Annotated in this window: 17 protein-coding genes and 1 tRNA gene; 10 read left to right on the top strand and 8 right to left on the bottom strand. The window is 65.8% G+C overall.

The window, feature by feature from the left end; translation table 11 throughout:
• Positions 1–3: 3 nt before the first annotated feature.
• Positions 4–2,010 (bottom strand): maltotransferase domain-containing protein, encoded by a 2,007-nt coding sequence (locus AB0P23_RS02425; protein ID WP_032399484.1) that lies wholly within the window; start codon positions 2,008–2,010, stop codon positions 4–6.
• Positions 2,011–2,214: 204 nt separating this feature from the next.
• Here AB0P23_RS02425 and glgP point away from each other — a divergent pair, with 204 nt between their 5' ends.
• Complete coding sequence (gene glgP, locus AB0P23_RS02420) at positions 2,215–4,752, top strand: alpha-glucan family phosphorylase (protein WP_032399485.1); 2,538 nt, start codon at positions 2,215–2,217, stop codon at positions 4,750–4,752.
• A gap of 7 nt (positions 4,753–4,759) precedes the next feature.
• Here glgP and AB0P23_RS02415 read toward each other — a convergent pair whose 3' ends face one another.
• Positions 4,760–6,808 carry an ATP-dependent DNA helicase gene (locus tag AB0P23_RS02415; RefSeq protein ID WP_032399486.1) on the bottom strand — a complete coding sequence of 683 codons (2,049 nt, stop codon included), beginning with the start codon at positions 6,806–6,808 and terminating at the stop codon, positions 4,760–4,762.
• Between the two features lie 50 nt (positions 6,809–6,858).
• A complete protein-coding gene (locus AB0P23_RS02410; RefSeq protein WP_230590992.1) occupies positions 6,859–8,115 on the bottom strand; it encodes a nicotinate phosphoribosyltransferase in 1,257 nt (418 codons plus the stop codon).
• A gap of 150 nt (positions 8,116–8,265) precedes the next feature.
• Here AB0P23_RS02410 and clpS point away from each other — a divergent pair, with 150 nt between their 5' ends.
• The 8 genes from clpS to AB0P23_RS02370 all read left to right on the top strand — a co-directional run bounded on the left by clpS (position 8,266) and on the right by AB0P23_RS02370 (position 14,113).
• Complete coding sequence (gene clpS, locus AB0P23_RS02405) at positions 8,266–8,625, top strand: ATP-dependent Clp protease adapter ClpS (protein ID WP_228139244.1); 360 nt, start codon at positions 8,266–8,268, stop codon at positions 8,623–8,625.
• A gap of 44 nt (positions 8,626–8,669) precedes the next feature.
• Positions 8,670–9,239, top strand: a complete 570-nt coding sequence (locus AB0P23_RS02400) for a DUF2017 domain-containing protein (protein WP_027497669.1) — start codon at positions 8,670–8,672, stop codon at positions 9,237–9,239.
• Between the two features lie 9 nt (positions 9,240–9,248).
• Positions 9,249–10,334 (top strand): P1 family peptidase, encoded by a 1,086-nt coding sequence (locus AB0P23_RS02395; RefSeq protein ID WP_283541590.1) that lies wholly within the window; start codon positions 9,249–9,251, stop codon positions 10,332–10,334.
• A gap of 52 nt (positions 10,335–10,386) precedes the next feature.
• A complete protein-coding gene (locus tag AB0P23_RS02390; protein ID WP_032370159.1) occupies positions 10,387–11,016 on the top strand; it encodes a rhomboid family intramembrane serine protease in 630 nt (209 codons plus the stop codon).
• 112 nt (positions 11,017–11,128) lie between these two features.
• Positions 11,129–11,887, top strand: coding sequence for a cyclic nucleotide-degrading phosphodiesterase (locus tag AB0P23_RS02385; protein ID WP_027497666.1), 759 nt, complete (start codon positions 11,129–11,131; stop codon positions 11,885–11,887).
• A gap of 21 nt (positions 11,888–11,908) precedes the next feature.
• The gene (rph, locus tag AB0P23_RS02380; protein ID WP_027497665.1) at positions 11,909–12,694 is read left to right on the top strand and encodes a ribonuclease PH; all 786 of its coding nucleotides are present in this window, start codon (positions 11,909–11,911) and stop codon (positions 12,692–12,694) included.
• Positions 12,687–13,301 (top strand): RdgB/HAM1 family non-canonical purine NTP pyrophosphatase, encoded by a 615-nt coding sequence (rdgB, locus tag AB0P23_RS02375; protein WP_283541591.1) that lies wholly within the window; start codon positions 12,687–12,689, stop codon positions 13,299–13,301. Before rph ends, rdgB begins: the two co-directional genes overlap by 8 nt.
• Before the next feature lie 2 nt (positions 13,302–13,303).
• Complete coding sequence (locus AB0P23_RS02370) at positions 13,304–14,113, top strand: alpha/beta fold hydrolase (protein ID WP_032368387.1); 810 nt, start codon at positions 13,304–13,306, stop codon at positions 14,111–14,113.
• Between the two features lie 2 nt (positions 14,114–14,115).
• Here the strand turns inward: AB0P23_RS02370 and AB0P23_RS02365 are convergent, their stop codons facing one another.
• The 4 genes from AB0P23_RS02365 to AB0P23_RS02350 all read right to left on the bottom strand — a co-directional run bounded on the left by AB0P23_RS02365 (position 14,116) and on the right by AB0P23_RS02350 (position 15,769).
• Entirely contained in the window at positions 14,116–14,469 is a 354-nt protein-coding gene (locus tag AB0P23_RS02365; RefSeq protein ID WP_027497662.1) for a DUF3817 domain-containing protein, read from the bottom strand.
• Positions 14,466–14,867: a transcriptional regulator gene (locus AB0P23_RS02360; protein ID WP_094644406.1), complete on the bottom strand. Its 402-nt coding sequence runs from the start codon at positions 14,865–14,867 to the stop codon at positions 14,466–14,468. Before AB0P23_RS02360 ends, AB0P23_RS02365 begins: the two co-directional genes overlap by 4 nt.
• An 89-nt stretch (positions 14,868–14,956) precedes the next feature.
• Entirely contained in the window at positions 14,957–15,616 is a 660-nt protein-coding gene (locus tag AB0P23_RS02355; RefSeq protein ID WP_283541592.1) for a maleylpyruvate isomerase family mycothiol-dependent enzyme, read from the bottom strand.
• A gap of 71 nt (positions 15,617–15,687) precedes the next feature.
• Positions 15,688–15,769 (bottom strand) — tRNA-Leu (locus AB0P23_RS02350).
• An 83-nt stretch (positions 15,770–15,852) separates the two neighbouring features.
• Between AB0P23_RS02350 and AB0P23_RS02345 the strand changes: the two genes are divergently transcribed.
• Complete coding sequence (locus tag AB0P23_RS02345; protein WP_032390895.1) at positions 15,853–16,611, top strand: TetR/AcrR family transcriptional regulator; 759 nt, start codon at positions 15,853–15,855, stop codon at positions 16,609–16,611.
• Positions 16,612–16,624: 13 nt separating this feature from the next.
• Here the strand turns inward: AB0P23_RS02345 and AB0P23_RS02340 are convergent, their stop codons facing one another.
• Positions 16,625–17,113, bottom strand: a complete 489-nt coding sequence (locus tag AB0P23_RS02340) for a hypothetical protein (protein WP_155289588.1) — start codon at positions 17,111–17,113, stop codon at positions 16,625–16,627.
• Between the last annotated feature and the right edge of the window lie 669 nt (positions 17,114–17,782).

The raw sequence follows: 17,782 nt of genomic DNA, 5'->3' as shown, positions 1-17,782 counted from the left end.
CACTCACTTTCGGTTGCCGCGGTAGGCCAGTTCGATTCGTGCCGGATAGGGAATGTGGGGGAGCGTGAATATGTGCGCCACCGAGGTCCAGGGCTCGAGTCGGACGAAGTTGGTGTGGCCCCAGTCGTAATGGATGCCGCTTACCTCGTCCTTGATCGTCAGGGTGTCCTGCCAGTCGTGACCGAGCGCGGGCATGTCCAGATGGACGGTGCCCTCCTCGGCTCCGAACGGGTTGAGGTTGATGACCACCAACACCGAGTCGCCGGTCTGCGGATCGAACTTGGAGTATCCGATCAGCGCGTCGTTGTCGATCGTGTGGAAATGGATGTTGCGCAGTTGTTGCAGGGCCGGATGCGCACGGCGGATGGAATTGAGGGTGGTGATCCACGGCTCCAGCGATTCACCGCGGGCGAGCGCACCCTCGAAGTCGCGCGGTCGCAACTGGTACTTCTCGGAGTCCAGATACTCTTCGCTGCCCTCGCGTACGGCCTGATGTTCGTACAGCTCGTACCCGGAGTACACGCCCCACGTCGGAGCCAGTGTCGCGGCCAGAGCTGCTCGCAGAGCGAACATTCCGGGTCCACCGTGTTGCAGGCTCTCGTGCAGGATGTCCGGGGTGTTGACGAACAGGTTCGGACGCGCGTCGTCGGCGCGTCGGGCATGCTCCTCGGCGAACTCGGTCAGCTCCCACTTCGCGGTACGCCACGTGAAGTACGTGTACGACTGCGTGAACCCACGTTGCGCGAGACCGTACATGCGCACCGGCCGGGTGAACGCCTCGGCCAGGAACAGCACGTCCGGATCGGTCTTCTTGACCTCGGCGATGAGCCATTCCCAGAAGTCCGGTGGCTTGGTGTGTGGATTGTCGACTCGGAAGATCTTGACGCCCAACGAGATCCAGTATCGGACCACGCGTAGCACTTCCTCGTAGATGCCACGACGGTCGTTGTCGAAATTGATCGGGTAGATGTCCTGGTACTTCTTCGGCGGATTCTCGGCGTAGGCGATCGTGCCGTCCGGCAACACCGTGAACCACTCGGAATGTGTTGCGGCCCATGGATGATCCGGAGCGGCCTGCAGGGCCAGATCGAGCGCCACTTCGAGGCCGTGCTCTCGCGAGGCGTCGACGAACGCACGGAAGTCGTCCTCGGTTCCCAGCTCGGGATGGATGGCGTCGTGCCCGCCGTCCTTGGATCCGATAGCCCACGGCGAACCGACATCCTCGGGGCCCGGAGTCAACGTGTTGTTCGGGCCCTTGCGGTTGATCGTGCCGATCGGGTGGATCGGTGGCAGGTAGACGATGTCGAAGCCCATGCGCGCGATGCGCGGCAACTGCTCGATGGATGTCGCGAACGTGCCGTGCCGCGGTGATCCGTCCTCGTTCCACCCGCCCGTGGAGCGCGGGAAGAACTCGTACCAGGCACCGTTGAGGGCCAGGTTTCGGTCGACCCACACGTTCACGGCCCGCGATCTGGTCACCAGCTCGCGCAGCGGGTGCTGGAACAGCAGTTCGGTGACCGACGATGCGAACGCCGAGGACACGCGCGCGGGCAGCGGGCGGTCGGTGTCGCGCAGGCCGGCGGCGACGTCGGCGAGCAGCTGCCTGCTCTCCGCAGGAACGCCGGTGGCAGCGCGGAGGAACAGGCGGGCCCCGATCTCGAGGTCGTTGGCGAGTTCGTGGGCGCTCTGGCCCACTCCGAGCTTCGCTTCGACGGCGTGACGCCAGGTGCTGATCGGGTCGCTCCACGCCTCGATACGGCAGATCCAGTAGCCGGGCCGGGATGGGACGAACACCGCGTCGAACGTGTCCGGCTCGTGGCCGGGCGTCATCGGGATGCGTTCGAGCTTGCCTCCCGGTCCACGCACCGACAGCGTCGCGGCCACTGCGTCGTGACCCTCGCGCCAGACGTCGGCGGAAACTGGAAACGTCTCGCCCACCACCGCTTTCGCGGGGTATTTCCCGGTCGTCGTATCTGGAAGGACATTGTCGATACCAAGTCGACCTGTCACTTCACACTCCATTCTTCGTTAGAGGTATGGCTGCGCGGGCGCAACCTCTGATCGAACCGATATTTGGTGTGCTTCTACTCGTCAACCGTAGTGCAGCAGCGCAGATGGCGCGTGCGCCGACGCATACTGCCCGCGACGGGCGCACGAGGAAATTTTCGCCGAGCGCCCCATCGACACAGGTATCCGTGGGTAGGGTTCGGCTCTGTGAAAGCCTTGCGTCGATTCACCGTCCGAGCCCACCTTCCCGCCCGTCTGAATGCCCTCGCCGAGCTGTCGACAAACCTCAGGTGGTCGTGGCATTCGGCCACGCAGGATCTTTTCGAGCACATCGATCCGCTGCTGTGGACCGAACTCGAACGCGATCCGGTGGCTGTGCTCGGTGCCGTCGCACCCGGACGGCTCGAAGAACTCGCCGAAGACGCATCGTTCCTGGCCGAACTGGACGCCGCCGAGGCGGATCTACACGACTACCTCGCCCGACCCCTCTGGTACCAGAACGAGCTCGCCGAGGGGCGAGCTCTGCCGTCGGGCATCGGTTATTTCTCGATGGAGTTCGGAGTCACCGAGGTGCTGCCGAACTACTCGGGTGGGCTCGGCATTCTGGCCGGCGACCACCTCAAGGCGGCGTCGGATCTCGGTCTACCGCTGATCGGCGTCGGACTGCTCTACCGCTCGGGGTACTTCCGGCAATCGCTGACGGCCGACGGCTGGCAGGCCGAGCGTTACCCGTCCCTGGACCCGCACGGTCTGCCGCTACGACTGCTCACCGACGACAACGACTCACCGGTGTTGATACACGTGTCGATGCCGGGGTCGCGCGTGCTGCGGGCCCGCGTGTGGATCGCTCAGGTGGGACGCGTTCCGCTGCTGCTGCTCGATTCCGACATCGCCGACAACGATCCCGAGCTCAGAGGAGTCACCGACCGCCTGTACGGAGGCGATCAGGACCACCGCATCAAGCAGGAGATCCTCGCCGGTATCGGCGGAGTACGCGCGATCAGGGCCTACACGCGCGCGCACGGTCTGCCCGATCCCGAGGTGTTCCACATGAACGAGGGCCACGCCGGCTTCCTCGGGGTCGAACGCATCCGTGAACTCGTCACCGGTAGCGGGTTGGACTTCGATTCGGCGTTGGCCGCCGTCCGGGCGGGCACGGTGTTCACCACCCACACCCCGGTGCCTGCCGGCATCGACAGGTTCCCCGCCGATCTGGTGCGGCACTACTTCGGCGGTAGCGACGGTGCACCGGACTCGGCCCTGTTGCCGGGATTGCCGATGAGCCGAATTCTGGCGCTGGGCGGCGAGAGTGATCCGTCGGTGTTCAACATGGCGCACATGGGCCTTCGCTTGGGGCAGCGCGCCAACGGAGTGTCGAAGCTGCACGGAATCGTCAGCCGCGAGATGTTCAACGGCCTGTGGCAAGGATTCGACGCGTCGGAGGTGCCGATCGGATCGGTGACCAACGGTGTCCATGCGCCGACGTGGGCGGCGCGGGAATGGGCCGAGGGGGAGACCGAGACAGGTGGGCCGTTGTCCTCGGAGCAGGTGTGGTCCACTCGAAATGCGTTGCGCGCGCAGTTGGTGGACGAGGTGCGCCGAAGGGTGCGGCGTTCGGCACTGGAGCGAGGGTCGACCGAGGCCGAGATAAGTTGGACTGCAAATGTTTTCGACCCCGACGTGTTGACCGTCGGCTTTGCTCGACGCGTACCGACGTACAAGCGTCTGACGCTCATGCTGCGCGAACCCGAGCGATTGCGGGCGATGTTGCTCGATCCCGTCCGCCCGGTTCAGCTGGTGGTAGCCGGAAAATCGCACCCGGCCGACGACGGAGGAAAGGCGCTCATTCAGCAGATCGTCAAGTTCGCCGACGAGGCCGATGTGCGACACCGCATCGTGTTCCTACCCGACTACGACATGTCCATGGCGCGCTTTCTGTACTGGGGATGCGATGTGTGGCTGAACAATCCGTTGCGACCCCTCGAGGCCTGCGGTACGTCCGGAATGAAGTCGGCGCTCAACGGCGGCCTCAACCTGTCGATTCGCGACGGATGGTGGGACGAGATGTACGACGGCGAAAACGGGTGGGCGATCCCGACGGCCGACGGCATCACCGACGACAATCGCCGCGACGATCTGGAAGCCGCTGCCCTCTACGAATTGCTCGAGCAGGCGGTGCTGCCGAAATTCTACGATCGCGGGGAGGACGGTGTGCCGGCTCGCTGGATCGAGATGGTCCGACACACACTGGAACAGCTGGGACCGAAAGTGTTGGCATCGCGCATGGTTCAGGACTACACACTCGGCTACTACGCGCCCGCTGCGCACTCCGCCCGGGCGGTGTCGTCCGACGGCTACCACGGCGCGAAGGATGTTGCGTCGTACCGCGGCCGCGTCGAGCAGGCGTGGCGCAACGTGAAAGTCACCCGAGTCGACAGCGAGGGGTTGCCTGACACCCCCGTCATCGGTGCCGAACTGTCGCTGCGCGCCATCGTCGACCTCGGCGGTATGGAACCCGGTGCCGTCGTGGTGCAGACCGTGGTGGGACGCGTCGACGAGGGCGAGGACCTCAGCGACATTCGCACCACCGAGATGTCGCACGTGGGCAGTGAGGGCGACGAGCACGTGTACGCGGGCGAGACGCGGCTACCGCACAGTGGAGCGGTGGGCTACACGGTGCGGGTGTTGCCGCGGCACCACGGGCTTGCCTCCGATTCCGAGCTCGGTCTGGTGTCGACGCCGTAGGGGGCAGCTAATTTCCGGCCAGGCGGGTGAGGGCCTTGCGGACCACCTCCGGGTCGGAGGTCTCCCAGAACGGCGGCAAGGACGCGCGCAGATAGCCGCCGTACCGGGCGGTCGCCAGGCGCGAATCGAGCACGGCGACAACACCTTTGTCGTCGACGCTACGGAGCAGTCGACCGACGCCCTGCGCCAGTAACAGGGCAGCGTGGTTGGCGGCCACCGCGAGAAAGCCGTTGCCGCCACGTGATTCGACGGCCTGCTGCCGAGCCACCAGTAGCGGATCGTCGGGCCGGGGGAACGGAATTCGATCCAGGATCACCAGGCTCAGCGACGGACCGGGCACATCGACGCCCTGCCACAGCGACAGCGTCCCGAACAGTGAGGTGGCCTCGTCGTCGGCGAACTTCTGCACCAGTGCGCCGGTGGAATCGTCACCCTGGCAGAGGATCGGGGTGTCGAGTCGTTCGCGCATCTCCTCTGCCGCGGCCTTGGCGGCGCGCATCGACGAGAACAGCCCGAGCGTCCGACCACCGGCTGCCTCGACGAGCGATTCGATCTCGTCGAGCGAGGACTTGGACAGGCCGTCGCGTCCGGGCGGAGACAGATGTTTGGCGATGTACATGATGCCGGCGCGAGCGTGATCGAACGGCGAGCCCACGTCCAACGAATTCCAGCGAATGGATCCGTTGTCCGAGGGTGGTTCCACTCCCGACGCCATGGCTGTGTCACTGCGGGAGGGCTTCTCTGCGGGCAGGCCCCAATTGACGGCCAGGCCGTCGAAGGATCCGCCGACGGTGAGCGTCGCCGAGGTCAGCACCACGGTGGATTCGGCGAACAACCGTGCGCGCAGCAGCCCGCCCACCGAGAGCGGAGCAATGCGAACGGTGCGTTTGACGTTTCCTCGGAAATCGTCGACGGCGTGCCAGACGACGTCCTTGCGCTTGGCCGGGTCGGGCTCGTCGAAGGCAGTGAGCACTCGTACGGCGCTGTCGTGCACCTCGTCGACTGCCACGAGTGCTGCGCTGCGGGCCGCGGCGGCCTCGGGATCACTGCCCGCCATGCCCTGTTTGTTCGGGCCGATCGCGGTGCGCACGGCCCAGGCGGCGTCGCGGACGGACGCCAGGGCCGGTCCGACGCCGTCGGGAAGGGACTGCCATCGACCGGGCGGTAGTTCGTCCAGAATCGCGGCCCAGTTCTCGGCAGCTCCTTCGAGCTGATCGACGGTCTCTTCCTCGATGAGCTTGGCGCTACGGCGTGCGGCCGCGGTGACGGTGGCGGCCGAAAGCTCTTCAGTAGCAACGCCGGTCACTCGGTCGACCAATTCGTGGGCCTCGTCGACGACCACGACGTCGTGCTCGGGCAGGATCTGAATTCCGGTGATCGCGTCGATGGCGAGCAGCGCGTGGTTGGTCACGACCACGTCGACCTGTGCGGCCTCGGTGCGGGCGCGCTCGGCGAAGCAGTCCTCGCCGACGGGGCACCGCGATTTCCCGAGGCACTCGCGAGCGGTGACGCTGACCTGACGCCACGCCTGGTCGCTCACGCCGGGCACCACGTCGTCGCGATCTCCCGTTTCGGTCTCCGAGGACCACTTGGTCAGCCGGACCACTTCGCGGCCCATCCGCGAGACGGCGAACGGGTCGAACAACTCCGCGTCCGGTGCCTCCTGTGCGGCACCGGTGTGAATCTTGTTCATGCACAGATAATTGTTGCGGCCCTTGAGGATCGCGAACTTCGGACGCCGACCCACAGCTTCGGTCAGTGCGTCGGACAGACGTGGAAGGTCGCGGTCGACCAACTGTCGCTGCAGCGCGATCGTGGCCGTCGAGACGATGACGGTCTTCCCCGATTCGACCGCATGCCTGATGCTGGGCACGAGATACGCGAGGGACTTGCCGGTGCCCGTGCCCGCCTGCACCGCGAGATGCTCGCCGGTGTCGATCGAATGCGCCACGGCAGAGGCCATCGTCAGCTGATTGCTGCGTTCCTTGCCACCGAGCGAGTGCACCGCAACCTGCAGGAGAGCGGGAACGGTGGGCAACTCGGTCTTCGACGGCACCGAAGCAGACTACTGCCGATCGCCCACCGGGTTCGGCACCGACACCGCCCCTAGCCCAGGGCGAACCGGGTCGGTATCGCCGGTTCGCCCTGGGACAGGGCGAGCCCCTCCCACGGCAGGCTGACCAGGCGTCGCGCGAGGAGGTCCCGGCCCTCGGCAAGGGTCGGTAGGTCGGAGACGCGCCGGCCGCCACGCATCAGCGGCGTGGTCAACGTCTCCACCGTCAGACCGTCCTCGACCGTCGGGGCAGCGTCGAACGGGTGCACTATTTCCTCGACAGCCGTACCGGTCCCACGCGCGGTCCGCAGCGCTGCCTTGGTACCCCCGCGCGATTCCTTGTGACTGCTGCGCTTGGCGACGGGTATGCCGTCCACGGTGACCAGCTTGTAGACCATTCCTGCCGTCGGCGCGCCCGAACCGGTGACCAGCGACGTGCCGACGCCGTACGAATCGACGGGTTCGGCGCGCAGCGCGGCGATCGCGTACTCGTCGAGGTCTCCGGAGACGACGATCCGCGTGTTCGGCGCACCGAGAGCGTTCAATTGGGCGCGGACCTGACGGGCGAGGACACCGAGGTCGCCGGAGTCGATGCGGACACCACCGAGCTCCGGACCGGCCACCTCGATCGCGTTGGCCACGCCCTGCTTGATGTCGTAGGTATCGACCAGCAGTGTCGTTCCCACCCCGAGCGCTCGGACCTGAGCGGCAAAAGCGGCCTTCTCGTCGGGGCCGTCGGCGGTGGTGTGCAGCAGCGTGAACGAGTGGGCCGACGTGCCTGCTCCGGGGACGCCGTGGCGTCGGACTGCTTCGAGGTTGGAGGTCGCGGTGAAGCCGGCCAAGTAGGCCGCGCGCGATGCCGCGACCGCCGCCTCCTCGTGGGTGCGCCGCGATCCCATTTCGATGATCGGCCTGGCCTCGGCGGAGGCGACCATGCGCGCTGCCGCAGAGGCGATTGCGCTGTCGTGATTGAGAATCGACAGCACCACGGTTTCCAGGACCACGCACTCGGCGAACGTGCCGCGGACCGTCAGGACGGGGGAGCCGGGAAAGTACAGCTCGCCCTCGCGGTAACCGTCGATGTCGCCGGTGAAGCGGTAGTTGCGCAGCCACTCGACGGTGTCGGCGTCGAGAAACTTCGACACGACACGCAGCTCGTCCGGGCCGAATCGGAAGCGATCGACGGCGTCGAGAATGCGCTCGGTGCCGGCCACGACGCCGTATCGGCGGCCGCCGGGTAGCCTGCGGGCGAAGACCTCGAAACTGCACGGTCTGTCTGCATAGCCGCTGGCCAGGGCCGCGGACAGCATCGTGTACTCGTACTGGTCGGTCAGCAGTGCAGTGCTGGCTCCGTCGCTGGAAAGCGTGTGATCGGTGGTCGCGTCATTGCTCACCTCGATCACACTACGAGCGCGGGGGCGAACGTGTGGGGTCGGCCCGACACGCCGTACCCTGTTGCCATGCCTTGGTTGACGGTGGATGGATCGCTTCTGCCCGTGGACGGCTTCTCGGCACTCGAAGTCGCGGCGGCGTCGCCGCAGGCGGTGCCGGCTGAAACCGAGGCCGTTGCTGCCGACGAAGCGCACGACACTCCGTGGGTCACCATCGTGTGGGACGACCCGGTCAACTTGATGCACTACGTCACCTACGTGTTCCAGAAGCTCTTCGGCTACAGCAAGGCCAAGGCCACCGAGTTGATGATGCAGGTGCACTCCGAGGGCAAGGCGGTCGTGTCGAGCGGCGAGCGCGATGCGATGGAGAACGACGTCAAAAGGCTGCACGCGGCGGGCCTGTGGGCCACCATGCAGCAGGACAAGTAGTCAGCAGTTCGCCACCTCTACGTCAGAGAAGGACATCACCGACAGTGCGCACGTGGACGAGACGGAATTCGTTGTCCGGGGTCAAGATCAAGTCCGAGATCGACGCTCGTGAGGCGGCGGTGCTCAAGTCCCTGGTCGCATCCGTTCTCGGCCTGCTACGCGATCGTTCCGCCGCGGCACCCACCGACGAGCTCGCTGCGCTGACCGGGCTGCGTACCGGCCACAACAGCCCGCCGGACGATGCAGCGCTGGCCCGGCTGCTGCCGGACTTCCACCGCGCCGATCCCGAACACGACGATCAGGATCCGGCCGATCTGAACGGTGCGCTCCGCGGGTTGCACGAGCCCGAGATCATCGACGAGAAGTTGGCTGCCGGGGCAGTGATCCTCGCGACCCTGCCCGATTCCGGCGGAAAGATCGTGCTCACCCAGGAACAGGCCGACGCGTGGTTGACGGGTCTCAACGACGTGAGGCTGGCGCTCGGGACCACACTGGGCATCAGTGCGGACACTCCTGACGTACTCGACGAGGGCGATCCTCGTGCTCCCCATCTGGACGTGTACCACTGGTTGACCTGGATGCAGGATTCCCTCGTCCAGGTCCTCGTTCCCTAGGGTGCCGACGTGACCGCAGCCTTGTCGAAACCCGGCCCCCGAGACTGCTTGACCGATGTGGCAGGTCTGTTGGTCGGCCATCATCACGAACTCGACGACGACGCCGCGATGGGGTCCGGTTCGGCCACCGGCTGCACTGTGGTGCGCGTTCTCGGTGGGGCGACGGCGGCAGTCGACGTGCGAGGCGGCGGACCGGGAACACGCGAGACCGATCTGCTCGATCCGAGCCATTCCGTTCAGCAGGTCGACGCCATCCTGTTGACCGCGGGCAGTGCGTACGGGCTTGCGGCCGCCGACGGCGTCATGCGGTGGCTCGAAGAGCACGAACAAGGCATCCCGATGGGCAGTCCGGCTCACGTCGTGCCGATCGTGCCGGCTGCGGTGATCTTCGACCTTCCGGTCGGCGACTGGGCCGCGCGCCCGACCGCGGAGTTCGGCTACCGTGCTGCGGCCACGGCGACGACCGAGTTCGCGACGGGATCGGTCGGGGCAGGAGTCGGTGCTCGCGCCGGCGTGCTCAAAGGTGGGGTGGGCACCGCGAGCACGGTGATCGAGGGCGGTCCGGCCGACGGAGTGACGGTCTCGGCACTGATGGTCGCCAACCCTGTGGGCGCGGTGTTCGATCCGCGCACCGGGTTGTTGTGGGGCACCGGCACACTGGGGCCTGCGGAATTCGGCATGCGCAGTCCCGACGTCGACGAGGTGCGGACCGCGGCGGCGCTCGAACCCAAGGCCACTGCTCTGAACACCACGATCGGCGTGGTTGCGACGGATGCGCCGCTGTCGTCGGCGTCGTGCAAGCGAATAGCCGTCGCGGGTCACGACGGACTCGCGCGGGCCATCAGACCTGCGCACTCGCCACTCGACGGCGACACCGTCTTCGCCGTGTCCACGGGCACCAGGGCCGTCACCGCCGAGTCCTCTGTGCCCGCAGCATTCTCCCCGGAACTACCGGTGTTGGCGGCGGTCACCGAAGCCGCGGCGATCGTCGTCGAGCGAGCCATCGTCCGGGCCCTGCTCGACGCCACGTCGGTGGCCGGCATCCCCACCTATCGCCAGATCTTCCCCTCCGCATTCACGGCGTCGCGTCTCTGACCGGCAGGTAGCCGCTACCGGTACCGTGGAGAGACCGAGGTTGGAGGCGATCATGAGTGAGACCGGCAAGCTTCCCGGTGAGCGAGTGCGGCCCGCGTGGATGCAGGCAGCCGTCTTCGTCGGAGGATTCGTGGCGCTGCTGTGGATCATCGAGATCATCGACGTCGCGAGCGGTTCACGGCTCGAGCAGAACGGTATCGAGCCTCGTTCCGCCGACGGCTTGTGGGGCATCCTGTTCGCGCCCGTGCTGCACGACGACTGGCAGCACCTGATCGCCAACACGGTTCCCCTGATTGTGCTCGGATTCCTGGTGTTGCTCTCGGGCATCGCGCGTGGTCTGGCTGCCACCGGGATCGTCTGGGTGATCGGTGGCGTCGGTACCTGGCTCACGGCCGGCACGTACAGCAACACGATCGGCGCGTCGATTCTGATCTTCGGCTTCATCACGTACCTGCTCGTTCGTGGATTCTTCACCCGACACCTCGGCCAGCTCGCGATCGGGGTCGTGGTGTTCGTGCTGTACGGCAGCGCGCTGTGGGGCGTGCTGCCGAGCGATCCCAACATCTCCTGGCAGGGCCATCTGTTCGGCGCAGTGGGTGGGGTCGTCGCAGCTCGGCTGCTGTCCGCCGACGCCCGGGCCGACAGAGCGCGCGCCAGAGCACTCGATCGTCCCACTCCGTAGGCGGTAGGTAACCGCGAGCACAGCTGTGTTCGGGCGTGAAATTCGCCGACTCGCGCGGTCAATACTGCCCGAACGTTTCGAGTGACGCGCTCGGCGTGGCAGCATGGCTTACATGCGAATTACCGTCCTGGGATGTTCGGGCAGTGTGTCCGGACCCGATTCACCCGCGTCGGGTTACCTCCTGGAAGAAGAGGAGACCGCGCCGGTCGTTCTCGACTTCGGGCCCGGCGTCCTCGGGGCGTTGCAGCGTTATGTCGATCCGGGTGACGTGAGCGTTCTGCTTTCGCATCTGCACGCCGATCACTGCCTCGATGTTCCCGGTCTGCTCGTGTGGCGTCGCTACCATCCGAACCCGCCGGAAGGGCGCGCGATCGTCTACGGACCGAAGGACACTGCGTTTCGGCTCGGAGTGGCGTCGGCCGAGTGCGGCGGTCAGATCGACGACATGTCCGACACCATCGATCTACGCCGCTGGGTGGACGGCCGGACCATCGAATTCGGACAGCTGTCGATTCTGACCCGGCAGGTGTTCCATCCGCCGGAGTCGTACGGCATGCGGGTCACCACTGGTGGCGGAAAGACTTTCGCGTACAGCGGCGACACCGGTATGTGCCAGGCGGTGCAGGATCTGGCTCAGGGTGCCGATGTCTTTCTCTGCGAGGCGTCGTGGACCGACAGCCCGGATCGGCCCGAGGGCGTCCACCTGTCCGGTATCGAGGCCGGTCGTATCGCTCGGGAAGCCGGAGTGGGGGAGCTGCTGCTCACCCACATTCCGCCCTGGACGTCTCGCGAGGATGTCATAGCCGAGGCGAAGGCAGAGTTCAGCGGACCGGTGCATGCCGTCGAGCCAGGGGACGCCTTCACCGTATGACGACGCGCTAGGCTTCGAGGCGTGTCCAGACGAGAAGACGGCAGAGCGGACGACGAGCTCCGCACCATCAAGATCACCCGCGGATTCACCACTCACCCGGCAGGGTCGGTGCTGGTCGAATTCGGCAACACCAGGGTGATGTGCACGGCCAGCGTCGAGGAGGGCGTACCGCGCTGGCGGAAGGGATCCGGCCTCGGCTGGCTCACCGCCGAGTACGCAATGCTTCCCGCTGCCACCCACACGCGTAACGGACGCGAGTCCGTCAAGGGCAAGGTCGGCGGCCGCACTCAGGAGATCTCCCGACTGGTCGGACGCTCACTGCGCGCGTGCATCGATCTGGCAGCGATCGGCGAGAACACGATCGCCCTCGACTGCGACGTGTTGCAGGCCGACGGCGGCACCCGTACTGCTGCCGTGACCGGAGCGTTCGTGGCTCTCAGTGACGCCGTCACCTACCTACGAGCAGCCGGACGCCTGGCCGACCCGCAGCCGATCTCGTGCATGATCGCCGCGGTCAGTGTCGGCGTCGTCGACGGCCGGGTGCGTCTCGACCTTCCGTACGAAGAGGATTCGCGAGCCGAGGTCGACATGAACGTCGTCGCGACCGATACCGGCACTCTGGTCGAGATTCAGGGAACCGGCGAAGGCGCGACCTTCCCGCGCACCACCCTCGACAAGCTCCTCGACTCTGCGTTCGTCGGCATCGACAAGCTGTTCGAGGTGCAGAGGGAGGCGCTGGCGTTGCCGTACCCGGGGGATCTGCCCGAGCCTGCCACCGCAGAAACGAAGAAGAAGTTCGGTGCCTGACACCAAGCTACTGGTAGCCAGTCGTAACGCCAAGAAGCTGCGAGAACTGCGACGGGTACTCGACGCCGCCGGCCTCGTGGGTATCGAGTTGGTCGGTCTCGCCGAGGTGCCGCCGTTTCCCGAGGCACCCGAAACCGGAGCGACGTTCGAGGACAACGCGGCGGCCAAAGCGCGCGACGGTGCGGCGGCAACCGGGTTGCCTTGCGTCGCCGATGATTCCGGAATCGAAATCGACGCATTGAATGGAATGCCCGGGGTGCTCTCCGCGCGCTGGTCCGGAACTCACGGGCAGGACGAGGCCAACACGGCGCTCGTGCTGGCGCAGCTGAGCGATACCCCCGACGAACGACGCGGGGCGGCTTTCGTGTCGGCATGTGCGTTGGTGGTCCCGGGCGGAGCCGAGACCGTCGTTCGCGGCGAGTGGCGCGGCGTTGTAGCGCGAGAGCCGTTGGGGGAGAACGGATTCGGATACGATCCGATCTTCGTGCCGAAGGGGGACGGCCGCAGTGCCGCGCAGTTGGCTCCGGACGAGAAGGACGCGGCCTCTCATCGCGGCCGCGCGCTGCGCAAGCTGGTTCCTGCTCTCGAAGCGTTGACAGGGCGATAGTCGTGGCGGCGCGGGCAGTGTTGACGAGAACCACGGTCGTGCTCGCTGCCGCTGCCCTGTGTTCGGTGGGAACCCCCGCTTCGGCAGCGCCGGTCGCGGGATCGTTCGCCGAGGCCTTGGTCTACTCGGTGGCCCATCCAGGTGCGACGCCGGCGGGCGCGAACGATTACTCGTGCGTTCCCAGCGCTCGACATCCCGAACCGGTCATCTTGGTACACGGGTTCCTGGAGAACTCCTACGCGAACTGGTCGTCGCTGTCACCGGCCCTGGTCGACGCCGGATACTGCGTGTTCGCACTCGACTACGGCAACACCGGGCCGGTGCCCGGGTTGGGAGCGCTGGGAACGATTCCCGAGAGTGCCGCGGAGCTGTCCACGTTCGTCGATTCCGTCCTCGAGTCGACTGGCTCATCGAGGGTGTCGATCGTGGGTCACTCGAAGGGCGGGACGGTGCCGCGCTACTACGCCCGCTTCCTCGGCGGTGATCGCACCGTCTCGCGCATAGTGGCGCTGTCTCCGCCGAACTATCCGACCGCCGGTCCGCCGGTGCAGGACGACGTGCTCGAGCGGTTGAACGAGGGCAGCGACACAGTCGCGGGGATCGATTACACGACGATCGTGACTCGATACGACCAGGTTGTCGTTCCGTACACGGCGTCGCTCCTTACCGGAGCGGGAAATACGAACGTGGTGCTGCAGGACGTGTGCCCCGGCAATGTCGTCGAGCACACAGGAATCTCGTACGATCCGCTGGCGCAGCGGCTGGTGGAGAACGCGCTGGATCCGGAGAACGCACAGCCGATCACCTGCTGACGTCAGACGCCGAAGTCGGCCTTGACCTGCTTGGTGCGCTTGTGTTCGACGTAGAACGACAGGAACGGAACAGTTCCGGCGAGCAGCGTGCCGATGGTCCGACCGGCCGGCCACCGCACCTTGATGGCAAGGTCGATCGTCAGGATCAGGTATACGAGGTAGACCCAACCGTGCACTACCGCAATCCAGTTGGGCACATTCTCGACCTTGAAAATGTACTTCGCGACCATTTCGGTCACGAGGACGAGCAACCAGATACCGGTGACGTAGGCGAGCACGCGATAGCGCAGCAGCGCCGACGCGATCTTCCGAGTCTTGTTGGTGGACGCCTTGGTCTTGTCCGGTGCCGAACTCACGTGGTGCTCCTGTCGGTCCCGCGGGATTCGTTCAGCTCCGCGAGGTAGCTGTTGTACTCGAGAAGTTGCCTGGCCTCGGGGTCGTCCAGATCGCCGACGTCCGGGTCTGCCACGCGGCGCTGGGGGAGCAGATCGAGAGGGACCTCGGTCGGTCCTTCGGGCTGCCCGGCGTCGGGCTCGTCCTGGTCCTCGTCTTCGAGGCGGACGAACTTGCGGTAGGCGTAGACGACGAACGCCGCGAACAAGGGCCACTGGAACGCGTAGCCGAGGTTCTGGCCGTTGCCGCCGACCGCCTCGAAGCGTTCCCACTGCCACCAGCCGAGACCGAGACACACCGCCGCGGATACGATCACCAGCGCAATGAGCGCGGGTCGACGCTTCGGGCGGGATGAGGTCACCACTCGACGGTACCGGAGCAACTACTACCGAAGGTAGTCACGTCGGGTGGCCGGCCGGTGATTCTCACCATGGACGAGCCGGGTGCGACTCACGACCGACGACGGTTCGCCCGTGCTTCGGCAAGTTGCTCGGCACCCGGGCCGGTGATGTCGGCGAGAGCGCTGCTGCGCCCCGTCAGCACCAACGCCAGGGTGCCCGCCGATCCTTCGACGACGGGGCCCTCGCCCCGACTCCAGTCCAGATCGGTTGCGCGCCACTGCAGTCGAAGATCCGGTCCTTTGAACGGTGCCGCACCGCTTTCCGGCACCAGGAAGTCGAGCATCGTAACCATGCGGTGCTCGGGAACGTGGTGCTCGATTCCCAGCGGCCTGCATACATCGAGTCCGTGCACGATGACGTCGGACAAGGGGGCCAGCGGACCGTGGCCCGGCGGGGTGAACTTCTTGTCTGCGTGAGCTGTCAGGAGCGCGGGTAATTCGTCGCCGTGTTTGCGCTTCATTCGCTGGGTCATCATCTGATTGGCCCGGTCGAAGTTCCCTCGAGTGCGCACCATGGCGAGTCCGAACTGCCAGAGCGGGACTATCAGGGGCACCACGAGATGGGCGGCGACGTCGCGGACCGTCCAGGCGTCGCACAGCGATGGGGTGTCCCACTGTTCGGGTGTCAGGGTGTCGAAAGTGCGTGCGAGAGAGCGTCGTTCGTCGGAAGTTTCGGCGAAGATCGCGTCGTCGTCGGGATCGCTGGACATACGAGCCACCTTCACACGTTGAAACCGGTAGACCTGGGAGTCTCGAGAAAAGCCGGGTCGAACGACCGTTGTGCGCGAGGGGGGACTTGAACCCCCACGTCCTGAGACACTGGAACCTAAATCCAGCGCGTCTGCCAATTCCGCCACTCGCGCGTGCCGGTGAAGTCTACAACCGATGCTGCTGTGCGTGCGACGCGGTTCTTCGAGCCACGTCGACGTCCGATTAGGCTCGCCGGGTGGTGAAGAAGGAGAACTCGTTCGATCCGGCGCGCATCCTCGAACTGCTGTGGCGGGTCGACGCGAAACCGAGCCGAACCGGCCTGAGCGTCGACGCGATCGTCGACGCGGCAATCGAGATGGCCGATGCGAACGGGTTGGAGTCGGTGTCGATGCGCAATGTGGCCGAGCATCTCGGGGTCGGTGCGATGTCGCTGTACACCCACGTGCCGGGGCGTCAAGAGTTGACGGACCTGATGATCGATCGGTCCCTGGCAGATCTGTATGCACACGTCGACGAGCCGGCATCGGTTCCCGGTGGGTGGCGGTCCGCGTTGCGATTCGTTGCCGAGCGCAATTGGGAGCTCTATCAACGACATTCGTGGCTGCTCGACGCCGTCGGTGCGCGTCCGGTGCTCGGTCCGCACACCAACGACAAGTACGAGGCAGAGCTGCGCACCCTCGTCGGTACCGGGCTCGGTGACGTCGAGATCGATTCGGTGTTGACACTTGTTCTCACTCACGTGTCGGGGACCGCGAGGGCCTCGGCCGCTGTCGATCGGGTGAAGAAGCAGTCGGGAATGTCCGACGCTCAGTGGTGGGCGGCTACCGCACCCGTCATCGAGCGGGTGATGACGCGCGAGCGTTTTCCGGTGTCGTCCCGCATCGGGACGGCCGCGGCGACGTCGTACGACGCCGCCAGCGACCCCGTGCATGCCTATCGTTTCGGTGTGGAGTGCATCCTCGATGGCGTCGAGGTGATGATCTCGCAGAGGTGATAATTCTGCAGAGTCAGCCCGCCGATCGGAGCTCAGCCTCGGAATGACGCTGCGGCGGTCTGCGCAGCTTGTGCTGGTAACGCCAGAGCGCGTGCTCGAGCGAGGCGAGATCGACGTGGAGTGCGTCCGCTACGGCGTCGAGAATCACGGGGGAGCGCTCCTCGGCGATGTCGGCGGCGAGGTCTCGATGGAGTGGTTCGAGAGCGTCGGCAACGAACGCGGTCAGATGTGCGGTCGCCTTGTCGGTGCGTACGCCCAGATGCATGAGCATGCACTCCCAGGTGGTCTCGCCGAGGCCAGGGATCGCGCGGAACGCATCGAAATGTTCCTTCGTGTGCTGCTCGAAATCGGTCGAACGGCTCAACCCCGACGCGATCAGCGTCTGCGCTGCCACAGCGGCTGCCGCCGCCTTGGTTCGGCTGTTTCCTGGAACGAGCTGACGGTTGGACAGGATCTGCACGAGCTGATCCGGATCCGAAGTCAGTTCTGCAAGGGTTGTCAAGTCGTCGAGTCGGTTATCGCCGCGGTGTGACCGCCACCGTCCGATGACCGCTCGCACCCCACTGGTCGGTCCTCCGTAAGGAGCGCGCGCGGAGAAGATCGCGTCGAGTAGCGCCGCCTCGGATTCGCCGCGCCACCCCGGTGTCCAGTGCGGCGAATTCGATTGCGAGGCAAACGATTCGATGTGCGACAGCATTGCTTCGAGCTCGCCCGTCGTGCAAGTGTCCGTAACCGATGAATACATGAATTCCCCCCGGAGTTCGTGGACCGCCCTGTCGGATGCGGTTCGTAGGAGAAAGCTAGACGACCCCACCGACAGGTCACCGGACGCTCACGGAGTGCTCGAGATCACATCACAAAAAGATAACGAAAAATGCGAGGGTTCCCTCATATTTCGCCGTCGCCGCCGAGTCTCCCGCCAGGGTCGATGCGGGTTACTCGAGAGTTGGGTAAACAAAAAGTAAAGGCGCTTACGCGGACGTACTCGCTGGTAGCACTCGGACGTCCGAGCAAACCTGAGGATTTCCTCATGATTTTGTGTCAACCTGGAGCAGCGCGAAGGAGACCTGTCGACGAAGACAGGCTCACGCTTTGCCCTGTTGCCCACGACGCACCACGGCAGTCATCACAGCGAACGCCTCGACCCCCCGAGACGTCCACGAGAGGAATC

The sequence above is a fragment of the Rhodococcus sp. NPDC077669 genome, assembly GCF_040686915.1.
GTDB lineage: Bacteria > Actinomycetota > Actinomycetes > Mycobacteriales > Mycobacteriaceae > Rhodococcoides > Rhodococcoides fascians.
This window is presented reverse-complemented; position numbering and strand designations above follow the sequence as displayed.

Bases quoted from the DNA above. Each gene is read 5' to 3' on its own strand.
- AB0P23_RS02390 (WP_032370159.1), top strand. From the start codon at position 10,387: ATGAGTGAGACCGGCAAGCTTCCCGGTGAGCGAGTGCGGCCCGCGTGG.
- AB0P23_RS02410 (WP_230590992.1), bottom strand. From the start codon at position 8,115: ATGCTGTCCGCGGCCCTGGCCAGCGGCTATGCAGACAGACCGTGCAGT.
- AB0P23_RS02385 (WP_027497666.1), top strand. From the start codon at position 11,129: ATGCGAATTACCGTCCTGGGATGTTCGGGCAGTGTGTCCGGACCCGAT.
- AB0P23_RS02355 (WP_283541592.1), bottom strand. From the start codon at position 15,616: ATGTCCAGCGATCCCGACGACGACGCGATCTTCGCCGAAACTTCCGAC.
- clpS (WP_228139244.1), top strand. From the start codon at position 8,266: ATGCCTTGGTTGACGGTGGATGGATCGCTTCTGCCCGTGGACGGCTTC.